The organism is Streptomyces bugieae (assembly GCF_036352915.1).
Taxonomy (GTDB): domain Bacteria; phylum Actinomycetota; class Actinomycetes; order Streptomycetales; family Streptomycetaceae; genus Streptomyces; species Streptomyces endophytica.
This window is the reverse complement of record NZ_JAZBJP010000002.1, coordinates 933,189-949,270: the sequence shown is the minus strand read 5'-3', so window position 1 is coordinate 949,270 and position 16,082 is coordinate 933,189. Positions and strand designations below refer to the sequence as shown.

Genomic DNA, 16,082 nt, shown 5'->3' with positions numbered 1-16,082 from the left:
GGCAACGCAGCGGGCCGCGGCCATGGGACCATCGTCCCCGGCCGCGGCCCGTACCGCCAGATGGTCGACCCACCCGCTTGTCGCCCTACCGCCCCCGCGCGTTGAGGGACGCGAGGTACGCGTTGTAGTCGGCCAGGTCCTTGTCCCCGTTGCGGTCCGCGGCCCGGTCGGCGCGCTGCGACTGCCGCTCCTCGGACTTGTACCACTGGAAGACCAGCGCGATCAGCACCACGACGGACGGGATCTCGCTGAACGCCCAGGCGATGCCGCCGGCGGCCTGCTGGTCGGCGAGCGCTTCGATGCCGAGCGAGGCCGGCGGGTGCAGGAACGTGTCGACCATCGGCTCCGAGGCCATCATCAGCGCGATGCCGAAGAAGGCGTGGAACGGCATGCCGGCGAAGAGCTCCAGCATCCGCATCACGTAACCGGGCCGGTGCGGTCCCGGGTCGACACCCATGATCGGCCAGAAGAAGACCAGGCCGACCGCGAGGAAGTGCACCATCATCCCGATGTGCCCGGCCCGGGACTCCATCAGGAAGTCGAACAGCGGCGAGAAGTACAGCGCGTAGAGGCTCGCGATGAACAGCGGGATGGTGAAGGCGGGGTGCGTGATGACCCGCATGTAGCGGCTGTGCAGCAGCGCCACCAGCAACTCCCGCGGGCCCTTGCGGCCGCGCCCGGCGGTGGGCAGCGCCCGCAGCGCCAGCGTCACCGGCGCGCCGAGCAGCAGCAGGATCGGCGAGAGCATGCTCACGATCATGTGCTGGACCATGTGCACGCTGAACATCACCATGCCGTAGTCGTTCAGCCGGGTGCACATCGCCAGCGCCACGGTGGCCACGCCCAGGACCCAGGCGACGACCCGGCCGAGCGGCCAGGCATCGCCCCGGCGCCGCAGCCGGACGACCGCCCAGCCGTACAGCCCGAGGGCCAGCAGGCAGCCGATGAGGAAGACCGGATCACCACCGAACGCGAGGCCCCGCCCCAGCGTGAACGGCGGTAGATCCATCTGCATGCCGTCCATGCCGTGCCCGCTGTGATCCATCCGCTCGCTCCTGATTCGTACCAATGCTCCGGCGACAAGCGTAGAACCGCCCCCGGCCGTGATCGTGGCCGGGGGCGGGTCGTACAGCGGGGAACTACCGTGCGGGGCGGACGGGTGTGCCGGGCGCGGTGGCCGGGGTCACAGCACGCACTCGGCCTCGTCGTAGCGTGCGGCCGGCACCGTCTTCAGCGTCTCCACGGCCTCGGCCAGCGGGACCAGGGTGATGTCCGTGCCGCGCAGCGCGGTCATCATGCCGAACTCCCCGCGGTGCGCGGCCTCGACGGCGTGCCAGCCGAAGCGGGTGGCGAGCACCCGGTCGTACGCGGTGGGGGTGCCACCGCGCTGGACGTGGCCGAGGATGACCGGTCGGGCCTCCTTGCCGAGGCGGTTCTCCAGCTCGACGGAGAGCTGCCGGGCGACGCCGGCGAACCGCTCGTGGCCGTAGATGTCCTTGCCGCCGATGTCGAACGACATGGTGCCCTCGCGCGGCTTGGCGCCCTCGGCGACCACCACGATGGCGAACTTCTTGCCGGCCTCGAAGCGGGCCGACACCCGCGCGGTGAGCTCGTCGATGTCGAAGGGACGCTCCGGCACCACGATCGCGTGCGCACCGGCCGCCATGCCCGAATGCAGCGCGATCCAGCCGGTGTGCCGCCCCATCACCTCGACGATCATGACCCGCTGGTGGGACTCGGCGGTCGTCTTGAGCCGGTCCAGCGCCTCCGTGGCGACGCCCACCGCGGTGTCGAACCCGAACGTCACGTCGGTGACCGCGATGTCGTTGTCGATGGTCTTCGGCACGCCGACGATCGGCAGCCCGGCGTCCGACAGCAGCCGCGCCGCCTTCAGCGTGCCCTCGCCGCCGATCGGGATGATGGCGTCCAGGCCCAGCTCGGCGACGTGGCCGCGGGCCCGCTCCACACCGTCGCGCAGATGGGCCGGCTGCACCCGGGACGACCCGAGGATGGTGCCGCCGCGGGCAAGGATGCCGCCGACGGCATCGAGGTCGAGTTTGCGGTAATCGGCTTCCAGCAGGCCCTTCCAGCCGTCGCGGAAGCCGATCACCTCATCGCCGTGATCGGCGGTGGCGCGGTGGACGACGGAGCGGATGACGGCGTTCAGACCGGGGCAGTCGCCGCCGGAGGTGAGGACACCAATACGCATTGCTCGAAAACCCTCTGCAACGTAACCGGGGGGCCCGGACCCCGTCGTCCGGTTGTATGCCGCTCACCCTACAAGCGCGGGGCCGCCGGGCACACGTACGCCCGCAGTGCGGACTGCGGGCGTACGAAAAGCCGTGAAAGGGATATATCGCTCAGGCGGGCTGGGTCGCCGCGGCGATCCGCTCCTGGCGGAGCGCCTCGTACCAGCGGTCTTCCACCGGGGGCAGCGCGTTGACGTCCAGCGCCAGCTTGATCAGCAGGTCGGCGATGTGCGGGTTACGGGCCATCACCGGGCCGTGCATGTACGTGCCGAAGACGGTGTCGTTGTACGCGCCCTCGTAGCCGTCGCCGACGCCGTTGCCCTTGCCGAACCGGACCTTGGCGAACGGCCGGGCGGTCGCGCCGAGATGGGTCACGCCTTGGTGGTTCTCGAAGCCGGTCAGCGGCGGCAGCCCCAACTGCGGGTCGATGTCGGCGAGTACGTCACCGACGCACCGCTCGCCCTCGCCGCGGGTGGACACCACGTCCAGCAGCCCCAGGCCCTGCTGCCGCTCACCGAGGTCGTTGATGAACTCGTGGCCCAGGATCTGGTAGCCGGCGCACACCGAGAAGACGATCGCGCCGTTGGAGACCGCGCGGCTCAGACCGCCGTCGCGGATCAGCCGCTCGGAGGCGAGCCGCTGCGGCCGGTCCTCACCGCCGCCGATCAGGTAGATGTCGCCGGAGGTGGGGATCTGCTGGTCGGACCGTACGTCCAGGCGCTGGACGTCCAGACCGCGCTGGCGCGCCCGCCGCTCCACCACCAGGGCGTTGCCCTGGTCGCCGTAGGTGCTCAGCAGGTCCGGGTAGATCCACACCAGGCGCAGGCTGTTGTCACTCATGCTTGCTCGTCCTTGTCGTGAAGGTGGGTGGATCATGGTCAGTTGCCCACGCGCCGGCGCAGGTCCTGGAAGGCGGTGTAGTTGGCGATGACCTCGATGCGGCCGGGCGGCGCCTGCTGCACCGCCTCGTCCAGGCTCTCGCACACCTGGAAGTCGAGGCCGGCGACCTCCAGCCGCACCGCCAGGTCCAGCTTGCGGTCCCCGAGCACGAAGATCGGGTGCCCGGCCAGCCGGGTGTAGTCGACGTCCCACAGCCAGGAGGTGTCCGTGCCGTCCGCGCCGCGGGCGTTCACCGACATGATCACCGGGGTCGGCGGCGGGTCGATCAGCGAGAAGGTCTCCAGCCAGCCGGCCGGGTTCTTCGCCAGCAGCAGCCGCAGCTCACGCTGCTGGAACGTGACCACGTCGTAGCGGCCGGCGACCGCCTGCACCGAGAACATCCGCTCCAGGGCCACCTGCGGCGGCACCCCGAAGGCGGCGGCGACCGCCGCGGAGGTGGTCGCGTTGGCCTTGTTGGCCCGCCCCGGAAGCTGGAGCTTGATCGGCCAGGCGCTGCCGTGCGGGTCGAGGACGTGGTCGCCGGAGAGCGCCCAGCTGGGCGTGGGGCGGCGGAAACCGCACTCGGCGCAGAACCAGTCGTCGCCCGGCCGCTGCATCACACCACCGCACGAGGGGCAGGACCAGGCGTCGTCCTTCCACTCCTGGCCGGCGGCGACCCACACCACGTTCGCGGAGGACGAGGCCGCCCACACGATCAGCGGGTCGTCGGCGTTGGCGACGATCAGGGCCTTCGAGCCGGCCAGTCCCTCGCGCCACTTCTCGGCCAGCATCCGGGTCTCGGCGGCCCGGTCGAGCTGGTCGCGCGAGAGGTTCAGCAGCGCTATGGCCTTGGGCGTGACGTCCCGGGCCACCCCGGCGAGGTACTTCTCGTCAACCTCGATGACGCCGTACTTGGCGTCCGAGCCGCCGGCCAGGGCGGAGGTGATGCCGGCCGGCATGTTGGCGCCGAGCGCGTTGGAGACCACCGGGCCGCTGGCCCGCAGCGCCTCCGCGATCAGCCGCGTCGTCGTGGTCTTGCCGTTGGTCGCCGACACCAGGACGACGTCCAGGTGCCCGGCGAGCCGTGCCAGCAGGTCGGGGTCGAGCTTCAGCGCCACCCGGCCACCGATCACCGATCCGCTGCCGCGGCCCGCCGCGCGCGACACCGCCGCCGCGGCCTTGCCCGCCGTCACGGCCAGCTTGGCCCGCGGCGACAGCGGCTCCGTGTTGCCTGCCATCGTCCTAGATCCTCCTTGCATCCGGCGCCCGGCGTGCGGCTGCCGGTGGAACGCCCCCTCCGCAACCGACGACCGGCCGGAGGCTTCGGTCGGGGATCAGCCTATCGAGATCCGGCGGCGGGCCCGAACCCCGCCACCCGTCCGGCGACATCCCGCGGTGCCCAGGACCGTACGCTTGTCCCATGCGCCTCCGCACCATCCCCGGCAGTTCCGGCCGACCCCGCCCGCTGTGTCTGCTCGGTGATCCGGCCCTGAGCGGGCCCGGTCAGGAGGTCACCGCGTTCGACGGCGAGCTGGCCGCGCTCATCGAGGACATGTACGCGACGATGTACGCCGCACACGGCGTCGGGCTCGCCGCCAACCAGATCGGTGTCCCGCTGCGGGTCTTCGTCTACGACTGCCCCGACGACGAGGACCGCCGCCACTTGGGCCATCTGGTCAACCCCCGGCTCGTCGAGACGGACGGACCGGTCATCAGCGGGCCCGAAGGGTGTCTCTCGCTCCCCGGCATCGAGGCCGGCACCCCGCGCCACGACCGGGCCGTGGTGACCGGATTCAGCGCCTCCGGCGAGCCGCGGACGGTGACCGGCACCGGATTCTTCGCCCGCTGTCTGCAGCACGAGTGCGACCACCTCGACGGCGTGCTGTACGTCGACCACCTCACCGGGCTGCGCCGCCGCCGGGTGCTGCGCGCCGCGGCCCGGGCGCCGTGGGCCGCGGACCCGGAGACGTCCGGCCGCTGAGCGGCCGGCTCCCCCCTCCGTCCCCCCTCCGCCGTCGCCCGTCCTCAGAACCCGGGGCTGTCCTCGCGGTCCTTGAGGGCGGCCAGCTGGCCCCACAGCAGATCGGTCAGGTGCTGCACCAACTGCTCGCGCGAGCAGGGGCGTTCACGCAGCCACCAGTCGCCGGCGCCGTGCATCATGCCGACGATGCCATGGCCCCAGACCCGGGCCCGCTCCTCGCCGCCGGGGCCGAGGTCGAGCCGTTCGATGATCACGGTGGCCAGCTCCTCGCCGAGCCGGCGCAGCAGCGGAGCGGCGTGCCGCCCCACGTCGAAACCGGACTCCGACGGGGTGTTCTCCTCCGCCGGGTGCATCAGGAAGCGGTACACCTGCGGACGGGCCTCGATCGCGAGCAGATAGGCGTCGAGGGTGGCCTCGACCCGGTCGCGGCGCAGGACCGATGCGTCCAGCGCGGTGCGCAGGTTGAGCAGCAGGGCGTCGGTGTGGCGGACGGCCAGCGCGCGGTACAGGCCGCCCTTGTCGCCGAAGTGCCGGTAGAGGATCGGCTTGGTGATGCCCGCCTCCGCGGCGATGGCGTTCATCGAGGCGTCCGGGCCGTCGCGCAGCACGATGCGCTCGGCGGCCTCCAGCAGCTCCCGCCGTCTGCGCTCGGTCGCCGAGTGCCGGCGGCCGCTGTTGTCTGTGCTCTCCATGGTCGTGCTCCCCACCCTCGTGACTCCGTGGCGCTCGCGCAACGTAACACCCGATCTTCGCCGGTGATCCGGCACAGGGGGAGTTGACATCGCTTACTGACGAGTAACACACTTCGCGTTACCGCTAGTAACACGAGAAATGCCTGCACTGGAGGGGACATGGCCGAGTTCACCATGGAGCTCAACGACGAACAGAAGGAAGTCCGTGACTGGATTCACGGCTTCGCCGCGGACGTCGTGCGCCCCGCCGCCGCCGAATGGGACGAGCGCGAGGAGACCCCCTGGCCCGTCATCCAGGAGGCGGCGAAGATCGGCCTGTATTCGCTGGACTTCTATGCCCAGCAGTTCTTCGACCCCACCGGCCTCGGCATCCCGATGACCATGGAGGAGCTCTTCTGGGGCGACGCGGGCATCGCGCTGTCCATCGTCGGCACCGGTCTGGCCGCCGTCGGGGTCCTCGCCAACGGCACCGAGGAGCAGATCGGCACCTGGGTCCCGCAGATGTACGGCGACGCGAACGACGTCAAGGTGGCCGCCTTCTGCTCCTCCGAGCCCGACGCCGGCTCGGACGTCGCCTCGATGCGCACCCGCGCCGTCTATGACGAGGCCAAGGACGAGTGGGTCCTCAACGGCACCAAGACCTGGGCGACCAACGGCGGGATCGCTAACGTCCATGTCGTCGTCGCGGTCGTCGACCCCGAGCTGGGCTCCAAGGGGCACGCCTCCTTCATCGTCCCGCCGAACACCCCCGGCCTCTCCCAGGGGCAGAAGTTCAAGAAGCACGGCATTCGCGCCTCGCACACCGCCGAGGTCGTCCTGGAGGACGTCCGCGTGCCCGGCCACTGCCTGCTCGGCGGCAAGGGCAAGCTCGACGAGCGCCTCGCCCGGGCCCGCGAGAAGGCCAAGGCGGGCGGGGAGAGGGTGAAGAACGCCGCCATGGCGACGTTCGAGGCGTCCCGCCCGGCCGTCGGTGCCATGGCCGTCGGCACCGCCCGCGCCGCCTACGAGGAGGCGCTGGAGTACGCCACGACCCGCGAGCAGTTCGGCCGCCCGATCATCGACAACCAGGGCGTCGCCTTCCAGCTCGCCGACATGCGCACCCAGATCGACGCGGCCCGCCTCCTCGTCTGGCGCGCCTCCTGGATGGCCACCACGGGCAAGCCCTTCACCTCCGCCGAGGGCTCCATGTCCAAGCTGTTCGCGAGCGAGACCGCCAAGAAGGTCACGGCGCAGGCCATCCAGATCCTCGGCGGTAACGGCTTCACCCGCGAATACCCGGTCGAGCGGATGCACCGCGACGCCGCCATCTACACCATCTTCGAGGGCACCAGCGAGATCCAGCGCCTGGTCATCGCCCGGACGCTGTCGGGGATGCCGATCCGGTAGGAGTAACTACCTGACAGACGCGCGTAGTTGATGATGCATAGAGATGGGCCCCGCGCTTCTCGACGCGGGGCCCATCAGTGCTTCTTGGGTGCGTCAAACGGCCTGTGGGAGATTTTTGGGAGATCGCTTGCGACGGGGGGACGTGAACTCGGGGAACGGCCCAAACTCGCGACGATCCAGAACCGGGCGGAGGGAGTCCTCCCAAAGTCCCTGCAGGTGATCGGCGATCCTCAACTCCATGGGCAGCGTCACATGTGAGTAAACACCCTCCACGCCTTGCAGCACATGCCCCATGCGGGCCTCTACAGCGACGCGAGGGTGGCCGCCCTCGTCGAGCCAGACCTTGTGGCTGTGCCGGAGGCCGTGCGGCACCATGCCCTCAACGCCCACCACGGGCCTGATGCCGGCTCGTGCCCCTGCGCCACGAACCACGCCCCGCGGGGCTCGCCCTCGCACGATGGGGTGCCAGGTCTCGGCATACCAGTCGCCGCCACGCAGCATCCGGCCCCCCTTGGGGGCGGTGAAGACCCACTCGGACTCGACTGGGCGGGACTCCATAAGCTCCCGCAGCAGTTCGGCGAGGAACCGAGGAAGAATCAAGCCGCGTCCGGAGTCATACTTCGGCGCGATCTGAGTGAACTTCCCTCGGACATACTGGCTTTGTTGGATGGCGTGGATTCTGGGCCCCTGCCGGTCGTCATCGAGCACGAGTTGGTCCCGGTGCACGCCGGCGAGCTCGCCGATGCGGAGTCCGGTGTAGGCGGATGTGAGGACAATCGCGTACTCGTTGAGGCCACGCATCTCCAGCGCGTTCCTGGCCACCAGCAAGGCCTGCCGGGGCGTGGCGATGACCTTCCGCTCTGGCCGCTGGGACACGAACCGCCCGCGCCTGCCCGACTTTCGCGCGGCGACCGGGTTGTCCCGTCGCATCCCCTCGCTGACCGCGTCGTCCATCATGGTGCGGAAAACACCGACCACTCCGTCGGCATAGTTCTTACTGATCCGCTCCCGTAGCTCCTTCTCCCACCTCGCTACAGCGGCGGGGAAGACGTCACCTACGGGTACGGCCCCCCAAGCGGGGAGGATCTGGTTCTTCAGGCGGCGCCGGTACTCGACTTCACTGAGCGGCCCAACGTCGATTGACTCGATCCAGTTGGCGGCCCATTCCGCGACTGAGACGCGCCCGTCTCTGGGGTTGATGAAGGACTTGCGGCGCACGTCGACTTCGAGGCCGTGCGCATAGTCGCGTGCTGAGCGTTCGGTGTAGAACGGCTGTCCGTTGTCGTCCTTGGAGACGGAGCCCCACGTGCCGTCAGGGAGCTTGTACCGCCCGCGGTAGCGCCACTTGCGGGCCTTCTTGTCCCAGCCGCGCTTCTCTCCGTATGCCACTGGTCACCTCGCTGGGCGTGAGTCCTGCTGGCTGTGATGCCAGTTGGGTGCCTGAGCGTCAGTTAACCAGTGTGGGAACGAAGTTGCTGCGAAGATCGGCGTCGCCGATTGGAGACGAGTGCAGTAAGGGCCGCCGAGATCAACTCTGCGGCCGACTCCTCGATGAGCGTTTCGAGTATGTAGATGGTGTAGCACTCGACCTGATCGTCAATGAAGATCTGTGCCCTGTGCGGCATGCTGGGCACGCGCTGAACCTGAACCTGCATTCGGTTCCCCAAACCCCTGTCCGAGCGTGGCCCCCTCGGTAGGTTGAACATGGAATCACACGATCCGGCCGAGGTCGATGCGCTGTGCGCATATTCATGCGCGTGTCGTTACGCCTCGTTCGCCGCGGCGGGGTCGTCCCCTTCGGGGCCGAGATTCTGCAGCTGTCGTTGAGCTGTTGCCCAAGCTGCAAGGTCCCTGCGGAGCTGCTCGGGTGAGGCATCGGGGGAGCCTTTCACGACGACGATCATTCGCGCGTCGGAGCCCAGCGGCGTGAGGTCGAGGACTGTCGTGTCCAGCAAGGGGCCGTCCGACAACTCCTGCATGATCCTCAAGGGGAGCTCGATCACAGAGCCGGATACACCCTGGTCATCCCCTGATGCCGCCAAGGCTGGCTCGCCGCCTTCCAGTACATCGATAGCGCCCCCTTCGACCCAGCCGAGTGCCACCTCGATCTTCGAAAGGCTTGTGGGGATTCGAGTTCGGGATCCGCCGGCCTCCAGATTCTGGACGGTCGACTCACTGACCCCGGCCGCGTGGGCGAGGTCGACCTGCGTCAGGCGAAGTGCCTGCCGCCGCTCCCTGATCGCTGTTGCCAGCGCTGTCCAGTCCCTAGGCATGTCGCCATCATGCCGCACGGTTAGGCAACAGGCACCTAGGGGGGCACGTAAACGACCAGTATTAATCGGTGCACGAGTTGCACTTTTGTTGCCTATTCACTCATTTCAAGGCGCACGCAGTGCCTCGTCTGCGCTCCCTCACGCGCCCTCTGCGGCACTCGATGACCCCTTCGTTGGGTGAGAACACCCAACGAATCCCGCGCAACACCTTGCGAACCCGCATCTACGGGTCTAGGTTTTGGGTTGTGACACCGAACGGAGCCGCAATAAGGGCCTTCCGTGAGGTCCGCGGGCTGGGATTGAGACGGCTTGCCCACCTCATCGGGATCGACCCCAGCTACCTCTCACGCATCGAGACAGAGGAGCGCGGGGCGGCCGCAGAAACCCTCCATGCCATCGCGCTTCGGCTGCAAATCCCCGTCGAAGCCATCACCAGGGAGAGAGCTTGTGACCACGAACGAGCTGGATAACCCCGTATCGGGGGCCAGTGTCGTCATCGACCAGACCCTCCTGGAGCGACTGGTCGCCGCCGTGGAGACCGTCAGTCTCGCTCAGCTGCCCGACAACCTGAGGGCGTACACACCAGCCGAGGCCGGCCGCCTCCTCGGGAAGACCGAAAACTGGGTTACCGAGGCCATCCAGGCGAGGCGCGTCCCCTTCACCTACGTCGGCAAGAGCCCGCGCATGACTGCGGACCACATCCGCTGGGTCCTGGAGAACGGCGAAGTTCAGCCGAACCAGTTCTCCCGCAGGCGCACCCCCATCGCCGCCTAGGCGGCAGACGGCCCCACCAGCCGGGCTCTCACACACCGGCAGCGGGGCCTAGACGCACCACCCACACCAATCCAGAAGGGCAGGCGTCATGAACGCCATCATCGCATCAACACCCACAACTTCCCGCGCGGGCCTGAGCGCTGTCGAGCAGGTCGCGCTGCGGGCCGCCGATTCAGCGGCCGCCTCCCCGGCCGGCCTGCGTGACGTGACCCTGGCCATCGTCCAGGAGCTGCAGGCGGCTGGCCTGCTGACGGTCCCTGCGCGCCGCACCGACGACACCGAGTACGAGTGCCCGATGTGCAACACCTGGGCTGCGTGGACTCACGGCAGCAGCCTCCTGGAGAGCGGCCGCCAGGCCGACAAGTTCTGGTGCCAGGCCTGCGGCTCTGTCGGCCTCCTGGCCACCTTGAACCGACGACCCAGCGAGGACATCACCCCGGCCCTGCTCGGCACTGAGGCGGGTGACCGGTGATGGCCACTGCGACCCCGAAGCGGCCCGCGAAGAAGGCCGGCTCGTCGTCGATGCCGCTGATCGAGCTGCGGCACCTCGATGACCCGCTGGATCGCTGCTTCATGCGCCTCGCAGCCGAGCACGGCGACAGGGTCTCCCGCCTGAGCGACTACCCCGAATTCGCCGCCCGCTTCGCGACCGCCGAGGAAGGTGCCCGATGACCGCGACAACCTCACTGACTATCGCCGACCTCGCCAGCCTTGCCTTCGACAAGTGGGCGGCTGAGGGTGAAGCCCGGGGCGATGAGGTGTTCGAGCAGCAGCGTGAAGAGTTCCTCGTCTTCGCCCTCGGCAAGGCCCGCAGTGTCCTTGGCGAGGAAGCTGCCTATCAACTGGATTGGCAGTACACCGGCACGCTCGGCCTGCCGAAGGGCATCGAGCAGGCCACTGCGACTCTCGGTGAGGGCCGCACCGAGTACCTGCGGTATCGCGTCACCGACGGCGAAGAGGTGTCGTTCGCTCTGGTGCAGCCGTGCGGCAAGTGCGGGCGTGACGAGATCAACGAGGTTCGCGATCTCGCCCATCTCGGCGGGCTTCTCGAAACCGCCGCCGACCTCGCGAAGGCCGCCCAGGGTGGTGACGCCCGATGAGCGACCACCCGGAGATCGCCCAGCGGTTCGCCCGCGAGACCGCCGGCCACCAGATGACCGTCCTCCACGACGAGGGCTTCTACCGGCACCTGCGGTTCGTCAACCCGGACAGCTCCCTGTACTGGTACGAGATCACGACGACGCCCGGCCAGCTGGTGTTCTCCGGCGACGGCGAGTCCTTCGTCTTCCGTCTCGCCCCGGACATGTTCGAGATGTCCCGTCGGTCCGCCGAGTCGGGCGGCATCAACGCCACCTACTGGGCGGAGAAGTGCCGGACCGGCAACGCGAAGAGTTACTCCCGCGAGCGGTTCGAGGAGTGCGTCGAGAAGGCCGTCGCTGACGCCGAGCCGTACTACCGGGGTCTGCGCGAGCACGTACAAGAAGAGATCTTCGACTCGGAGCTGTACGACGTCGACTACGAGTCGGCTGCATTGGTCGCGGTGCTGAACTTCGAGCATCACCTGACCGCCCGCCGGGACGCCAAGGGCAACTACGACACCTTCCGCTTCAAGCGCGTGCACGAGTGGGAGCTGCGTGACTTCGACTGGTGGTTCCTGTTCGCCTGCTACGCGGTCAGCGACGCGATCGTCCAGTACGACGCCACGATCTGCGGTAGCCGCTGCCCGAAGCACCAGGACCACTACTGCCGCCGCTCACCCGTTCACCAGCCGGGCATCTGCCGGGACCGCAAGCAGAAGGGCACCGAGTCCTACACCTGGGACCCCGCCCGGAAGCAGGTGACGGCATGACGAGGCTGACCGCGCCCGAGCTGGAGTGCGAGCCGATGACGGTCCTGGTCGGCGACGCGCTGTGCGTCGAGGGCGACTGCGACCACGACCACGACGGCGACCACTGCGCGGACGTCCGCGAGGAACTGGCCTGTGCCGCGCACTCCCGCACACAGATGGCCGGCTGGTTCGAGGAGATCGTTCACGGGGAGCCCTGGCCCTGCCAGCACCAGAAGGGCGGCGTCTCGTGACCGCCATGCTCACCCTCATCCGCACTGGAGGCGCCATGTCTCTGACCGCATTCGACCAGGCCCGTGGACTGCGGCTCATCGCCGAGGTGGGGGAGACGCACCCGCACCTGCCCGCCGCTGAAGTGCATGTGCACCGGCAGATCACGCTGGTGGCCGAGCTGACCGTCGACGTGTCCCTGCACGGTGACGAGGAGGGCTTCGGCCAGTGGCAGCGGGCCCTTGGTATCGCGGTGGTGAGCACCCGCCGGCTCGACTTCGGCGGCTGGGTCACCTCCGGCCACATCACCCGGGACGGCATCACGGTCGTCCTTACCGTGCACCACCGGCAGGACGCCCCGCCGGCCATGGCGCTGGTGGCGGCATGAGCGCCGGGAAGGTCACTCCGCGGGCCATCGACCCAGACTTCGCGCGGTCCATCGCGGACGGGCTCACCGAGTCCGTCGAGGCGTACTGCAAGCGGCTCGACGCCACTATCGCCCAGCCGGCCGCAGACCCACCCGCCGAGGAGGCCGCCACGTGACCGCCCCCGAGTGGATCGCCGCACTGTGCGGCATCGCAGCCGCAGCAATGATCGCCGCCTCCCAGCGAGGCAACAGGAAGGAGGACCAGTGACCATCCGACTCATCCTCCGCCTCCGCCGACAACTCGCCGAAGCCCGCCAGGAGAACACCCGCCTGGAGCGTGAGCTCCACAGCCTCGACAGGGAGATCGCCGACGTGCGGGCCGCCAACACAGAGCTCCGCGCCGAGGCGCAGGTCGAACTCGAATGGCGCCTCGACGCCGTGACGGCCATCGAGCAGCACGACGTCGAGCGCAGCCGACTCCTCGACAAGCTGACGCAGGCCGTCGGCTGGGCCACCGAGGTCGACAGGGCCAACTTCTGTATCGCACAGCAGAACCGGCACCTGGCCGCCGACAACGAGCGTCTCCGCCGCGAAATCGCCGGCCTCAAGCGGCCGGTAGCCCGCGTCATCCCGCTGCAGCAGCGCGGCCCCGAAGCCGCCTGACACACCCACCGCACCGTCCTCTGAAGGGACAGCCATGCCTGAAACAGGCCTCACCCAGCTCCAGCTCTTCCCCGACACCGCCGTGACCGGCAGCGGAAAGCGCCTCTGCGCGGCCTGGCCCATCGACCGGCCGACACTCACCGAGGTGCCCGCCGCCGACGAGCCCGGCACCCCGCAGACCGAGCAGCTGCCGTTCGACTCCGACGAGATGCGGAGCGCCGCCTGATGGGATCCCGCAGCCGAACCGCCCAGACCGCCGAGCACATGCTGCCCGGCATGCCGGACGGCGTAGAGAAGAAGCCACCGAAGGCCACTGACGACGACTCATGGCGTGCCCGCACGCTCGACGAGGCCATCGCCCGCACCTACGAGCTCCTCGACCAGGCCATCGTTCGCTTCTCCACCGGCGAAGCCACCACCGTGATCACAAAGGGGGCACGTGTCGGGCAGATCGTCAACTATGGGCCGCGGGTCCTCGAAGGGATCTGGGGGCTGTACTCCGGAGGCCGGGACTCCGTGAACACGGCGCACTTGCTGCGCAAGTACATGAAAGACCGCGCCCTGTTCCGGCACTTCTTTCGCGGCATCATCCACGTCAACACCGGCACCGCCATCGCTGAAACCACTCAGCATGTCCGCGAAGCTGTCCCGGCCTGGGGCATGCAGCTGACCGAGCTCACTCCCCGGGTCAACTACCTCGACCTGGTGCTGGGCAACGTCCGCGCTACCACGGGGCCGAACATCGGACGCTCCGTGTGGCTTGGCTTCCCCGGGCCCGGCACGCTGCCGCACAGCGTGATGTACACCCGCCTCAAGGACCAGCCGCTGCAGGCGTTTCGTCGGCAGATGGTCGGCTCCGAGGGCACCCGCCGGAAGGTGATGTACGTCGGCGGGATGCGTTGGGACGAGTCCGACAAGCGCTTTCGAAATGCCGAAGAGGTCGACGTCGACGGCGGGATCGTCTGGGTCTCTCCAGTCGTGCACTGGACCAACGCCCACATGCGCGAATACCGCGCCCGCTACCGCTGCGAGAAGACCCACAAACACCAGCCACACCGCATGTGCGGCGACGAAGCCCTGCCCGTCAATCCGGTCACCGAGAACCTCCACATGTCCGGCGACTGCGCCTGCGGCGTGTACGCCAAGGCCGAGGAGAAGGACGAGCGGCGCTTCTTCTACCCCGAGCACGGAGCCGAGATCGACCGCTGGGAGAAGACGGTCCGAGACGCCGAGATCCCGGCCTGCGTCTGGGCAAGGCCCCACCGAAAGGCTTCAGTCAGACGCCGGCCGGCGCACCGGCCACGGACGTGATCGAGCGGCTGTGCACCAACTGCAAGCCCGCACTTCTCCAGGGCTCCCTGGAAGACGACTGGCTGGCTGCCGGCCTCATCACCGCCGAGCAGCGCGACAACCTGCGCGCCAACACCTACGAGGAAGCATCATGAAACTCCAGGTAGAGCAGACAGCTCTCGCCGAGGGTGCCCGCTGGGTCGCCCGCCACATTCCGCCCAGCGCCGCCGACCCGGCCGCGCTCGCCGTTCTGCTCACCGCCGATGGCGAGACCCTCACCGTCGCCTACAGCTCCGCCGAGGTGGCGGCCAGCGTCGCCATCGACGCGCACGTCATCGCTGCCGGCCGGGCCGCCGTCTCGGGGAAGGTGTTCGCCGACATCCTCGGCGCCCTCCCGCCCCTCCAAGTCGAGCTGACTGGCGACGACAACGGCGTCGACATGATCGCCGGCTCCAACACGTTCCGCCTCGGCCTACTCGACACCAACAGCTACCCCAGCCTGCCGCCGATGCCCGCAATCTCCGGCCAAGCGCCCGGCGACCTGTTCGCCACCGCCGTCGCCAACGTGGCGCCGGCGGTCGACTACCAGACCGCCGCGATGCCCGAACTCGGCGGCATCCGCATCCGACCCGACGGCGACCGACTCCAGCTCATGGCCACCGACCGCTACCGGGTCGCCGTACAAACCATCCCGTGGCAGCCCAACGGCGACGCCGTCCCGGCCTTGCTGCCCGGGCGGGCGCTCACCGACGTCGCCAAGGCGGCTGGCGGCGCCGACAGCGTAGACCTGGCTCTCACCGCGGGCACCGCCGGCGTGCACGTCGACGGCCGCACTTCCATCAGCCGTCTCCTGCCCGTCGACAAGTTCCCCAACGCCGACGCCGCCTTCCCCAAGGAGTACACGGGAGTCGTCACCTGCGACGTCGACGAGCTCGCCGAAACCGTCCGCCGGATCGGCCTCCTCCTCGAAGGCGAGCAGGCCATCGAGCTCGCCATCTCCGGCGACCACATGACCATCCAGGCGATGCGCAACACCAAAGCCACAGGCAAGGCCCGCATCGCCTGCCGACTCGAAGGCCCCGACACCTTCGACATCGCCTTCAACCCGCGCTACCTCCTCGACGGCCTCGGCCCCATCGACGACGAAGTCGCCATCAACCTCACCACCTACTCCAAGCCGGCTCTCATCCACGCCGCCGTCAACAACCCCAGCTACCAGTACCTCGTCGTGCCCGTCCGCGACCCGGCCAAGGCGGCGTCATGAGTAGCCGCGACGAACTCGGACGCTACCGAGACGAGACCGGCCGCAAGTGGGTGTCCGTCCGCACCGGCGCCGGATCAGTCCTCTACCGGATCCGCCGCGACGGCACCCGAGAAGGCCCTCACAACTGGGACGAGGTGGTGAACGAGCACCAGCTCACTCGCCTCTACCCGCCGCCCGACCTCCTCGACGACCTCATCTAGCCCAGCCG

24 protein-coding genes are annotated in these 16,082 nt (G+C 69.0%); 17 read left to right on the top strand and 7 right to left on the bottom strand.

Translation table 11 applies throughout. From position 1 onward, the window contains the following. Nucleotides 1-85: 85 nt before the first annotated feature. The 4 genes from V2J85_RS09675 to V2J85_RS09660 all read right to left on the bottom strand — a co-directional run bounded on the left by V2J85_RS09675 (nt 86) and on the right by V2J85_RS09660 (nt 4,366). The gene (locus tag V2J85_RS09675) at nt 86-1,045 is read right to left on the bottom strand and encodes a cytochrome c oxidase assembly protein (protein ID WP_261954209.1); all 960 of its coding nucleotides are present in this window, start codon (nt 1,043-1,045) and stop codon (nt 86-88) included. A 138-nt stretch (nt 1,046-1,183) separates the two neighbouring features. Beyond that, nucleotides 1,184-2,209 (bottom strand): 6-phosphofructokinase, encoded by a 1,026-nt coding sequence (locus tag V2J85_RS09670; protein ID WP_030414634.1) that lies wholly within the window; start codon nt 2,207-2,209, stop codon nt 1,184-1,186. A 151-nt stretch (nt 2,210-2,360) separates the two neighbouring features. After that, complete coding sequence (locus V2J85_RS09665; RefSeq protein ID WP_261954208.1) at nt 2,361-3,089, bottom strand: type 1 glutamine amidotransferase; 729 nt, start codon at nt 3,087-3,089, stop codon at nt 2,361-2,363. A gap of 38 nt (nt 3,090-3,127) precedes the next feature. Next, a complete protein-coding gene (locus tag V2J85_RS09660) occupies nt 3,128-4,366 on the bottom strand; it encodes a Mur ligase family protein (RefSeq protein ID WP_261954207.1) in 1,239 nt (412 codons plus the stop codon). Between the two features lie 182 nt (nt 4,367-4,548). Between V2J85_RS09660 and def the strand changes: the two genes are divergently transcribed. Next, nucleotides 4,549-5,109 (top strand): peptide deformylase, encoded by a 561-nt coding sequence (def, locus tag V2J85_RS09655; RefSeq protein ID WP_261954206.1) that lies wholly within the window; start codon nt 4,549-4,551, stop codon nt 5,107-5,109. A gap of 44 nt (nt 5,110-5,153) precedes the next feature. On the opposite strand, the gene V2J85_RS09650 is transcribed toward def, so the two are convergent. Next, complete coding sequence (locus V2J85_RS09650; protein WP_261954205.1) at nt 5,154-5,801, bottom strand: TetR/AcrR family transcriptional regulator; 648 nt, start codon at nt 5,799-5,801, stop codon at nt 5,154-5,156. A 159-nt stretch (nt 5,802-5,960) separates the two neighbouring features. Here V2J85_RS09650 and V2J85_RS09645 point away from each other — a divergent pair, with 159 nt between their 5' ends. After that, nucleotides 5,961-7,187: an acyl-CoA dehydrogenase family protein gene (locus V2J85_RS09645; protein ID WP_330821326.1), complete on the top strand. Its 1,227-nt coding sequence runs from the start codon at nt 5,961-5,963 to the stop codon at nt 7,185-7,187. Between the two features lie 93 nt (nt 7,188-7,280). Here the strand turns inward: V2J85_RS09645 and V2J85_RS09640 are convergent, their stop codons facing one another. After that, the gene (locus tag V2J85_RS09640; protein WP_330821324.1) at nt 7,281-8,576 is read right to left on the bottom strand and encodes a tyrosine-type recombinase/integrase; all 1,296 of its coding nucleotides are present in this window, start codon (nt 8,574-8,576) and stop codon (nt 7,281-7,283) included. Between the two features lie 374 nt (nt 8,577-8,950). Next, a complete protein-coding gene (locus V2J85_RS09635; RefSeq protein WP_330821322.1) occupies nt 8,951-9,460 on the bottom strand; it encodes a helix-turn-helix domain-containing protein in 510 nt (169 codons plus the stop codon). A 161-nt stretch (nt 9,461-9,621) separates the two neighbouring features. Here V2J85_RS09635 and V2J85_RS41270 point away from each other — a divergent pair, with 161 nt between their 5' ends. The 15 genes from V2J85_RS41270 to V2J85_RS09565 all read left to right on the top strand — a co-directional run bounded on the left by V2J85_RS41270 (nt 9,622) and on the right by V2J85_RS09565 (nt 16,074). Next, nucleotides 9,622-9,930, top strand: coding sequence for a helix-turn-helix domain-containing protein (locus V2J85_RS41270; RefSeq protein WP_419836756.1), 309 nt, complete (start codon nt 9,622-9,624; stop codon nt 9,928-9,930). After that, on the top strand, nt 9,908-10,234 hold the full coding sequence (locus V2J85_RS09630; protein WP_330821320.1) for a hypothetical protein: 327 nt from the start codon (nt 9,908-9,910) through the stop codon (nt 10,232-10,234). The genes V2J85_RS41270 and V2J85_RS09630 overlap by 23 nt, the downstream gene beginning before the upstream one ends. Before the next feature lie 88 nt (nt 10,235-10,322). Next, on the top strand, nt 10,323-10,706 hold the full coding sequence (locus V2J85_RS09625; RefSeq protein ID WP_330821318.1) for a hypothetical protein: 384 nt from the start codon (nt 10,323-10,325) through the stop codon (nt 10,704-10,706). After that, nucleotides 10,706-10,906: a hypothetical protein gene (locus V2J85_RS09620; protein ID WP_330821316.1), complete on the top strand. Its 201-nt coding sequence runs from the start codon at nt 10,706-10,708 to the stop codon at nt 10,904-10,906. The genes V2J85_RS09625 and V2J85_RS09620 overlap by 1 nt, the downstream gene beginning before the upstream one ends. Next, complete coding sequence (locus tag V2J85_RS09615; RefSeq protein WP_330821314.1) at nt 10,903-11,334, top strand: DUF6195 family protein; 432 nt, start codon at nt 10,903-10,905, stop codon at nt 11,332-11,334. Before V2J85_RS09620 ends, V2J85_RS09615 begins: the two co-directional genes overlap by 4 nt. Next, the gene (locus V2J85_RS09610) at nt 11,331-12,083 is read left to right on the top strand and encodes a hypothetical protein (protein WP_330821312.1); all 753 of its coding nucleotides are present in this window, start codon (nt 11,331-11,333) and stop codon (nt 12,081-12,083) included. The genes V2J85_RS09615 and V2J85_RS09610 overlap by 4 nt, the downstream gene beginning before the upstream one ends. After that, nucleotides 12,080-12,313: a hypothetical protein gene (locus tag V2J85_RS09605; protein ID WP_330821310.1), complete on the top strand. Its 234-nt coding sequence runs from the start codon at nt 12,080-12,082 to the stop codon at nt 12,311-12,313. Before V2J85_RS09610 ends, V2J85_RS09605 begins: the two co-directional genes overlap by 4 nt. A 35-nt stretch (nt 12,314-12,348) precedes the next feature. Next, on the top strand, nt 12,349-12,678 hold the full coding sequence (locus V2J85_RS09600; RefSeq protein ID WP_330821308.1) for a hypothetical protein: 330 nt from the start codon (nt 12,349-12,351) through the stop codon (nt 12,676-12,678). Further along, on the top strand, nt 12,675-12,833 hold the full coding sequence (locus V2J85_RS09595) for a hypothetical protein (protein ID WP_330821307.1): 159 nt from the start codon (nt 12,675-12,677) through the stop codon (nt 12,831-12,833). Before V2J85_RS09600 ends, V2J85_RS09595 begins: the two co-directional genes overlap by 4 nt. An 88-nt stretch (nt 12,834-12,921) precedes the next feature. Continuing rightward, complete coding sequence (locus V2J85_RS09590) at nt 12,922-13,320, top strand: hypothetical protein (RefSeq protein ID WP_330821305.1); 399 nt, start codon at nt 12,922-12,924, stop codon at nt 13,318-13,320. A 34-nt stretch (nt 13,321-13,354) separates the two neighbouring features. After that, nucleotides 13,355-13,546: a hypothetical protein gene (locus V2J85_RS09585; protein ID WP_330821303.1), complete on the top strand. Its 192-nt coding sequence runs from the start codon at nt 13,355-13,357 to the stop codon at nt 13,544-13,546. Continuing rightward, the gene (locus V2J85_RS09580; protein ID WP_330821301.1) at nt 13,546-14,631 is read left to right on the top strand and encodes a hypothetical protein; all 1,086 of its coding nucleotides are present in this window, start codon (nt 13,546-13,548) and stop codon (nt 14,629-14,631) included. Before V2J85_RS09585 ends, V2J85_RS09580 begins: the two co-directional genes overlap by 1 nt. Continuing rightward, nucleotides 14,628-14,765 (top strand): hypothetical protein, encoded by a 138-nt coding sequence (locus tag V2J85_RS09575; RefSeq protein ID WP_330821299.1) that lies wholly within the window; start codon nt 14,628-14,630, stop codon nt 14,763-14,765. Before V2J85_RS09580 ends, V2J85_RS09575 begins: the two co-directional genes overlap by 4 nt. Continuing rightward, the gene (gene dnaN / locus V2J85_RS09570; protein WP_330821298.1) at nt 14,762-15,874 is read left to right on the top strand and encodes a DNA polymerase III subunit beta; all 1,113 of its coding nucleotides are present in this window, start codon (nt 14,762-14,764) and stop codon (nt 15,872-15,874) included. Before V2J85_RS09575 ends, dnaN begins: the two co-directional genes overlap by 4 nt. Next, the gene (locus tag V2J85_RS09565) at nt 15,871-16,074 is read left to right on the top strand and encodes a hypothetical protein (RefSeq protein ID WP_330821296.1); all 204 of its coding nucleotides are present in this window, start codon (nt 15,871-15,873) and stop codon (nt 16,072-16,074) included. Before dnaN ends, V2J85_RS09565 begins: the two co-directional genes overlap by 4 nt. Nucleotides 16,075-16,082 lie beyond the last annotated feature (8 nt).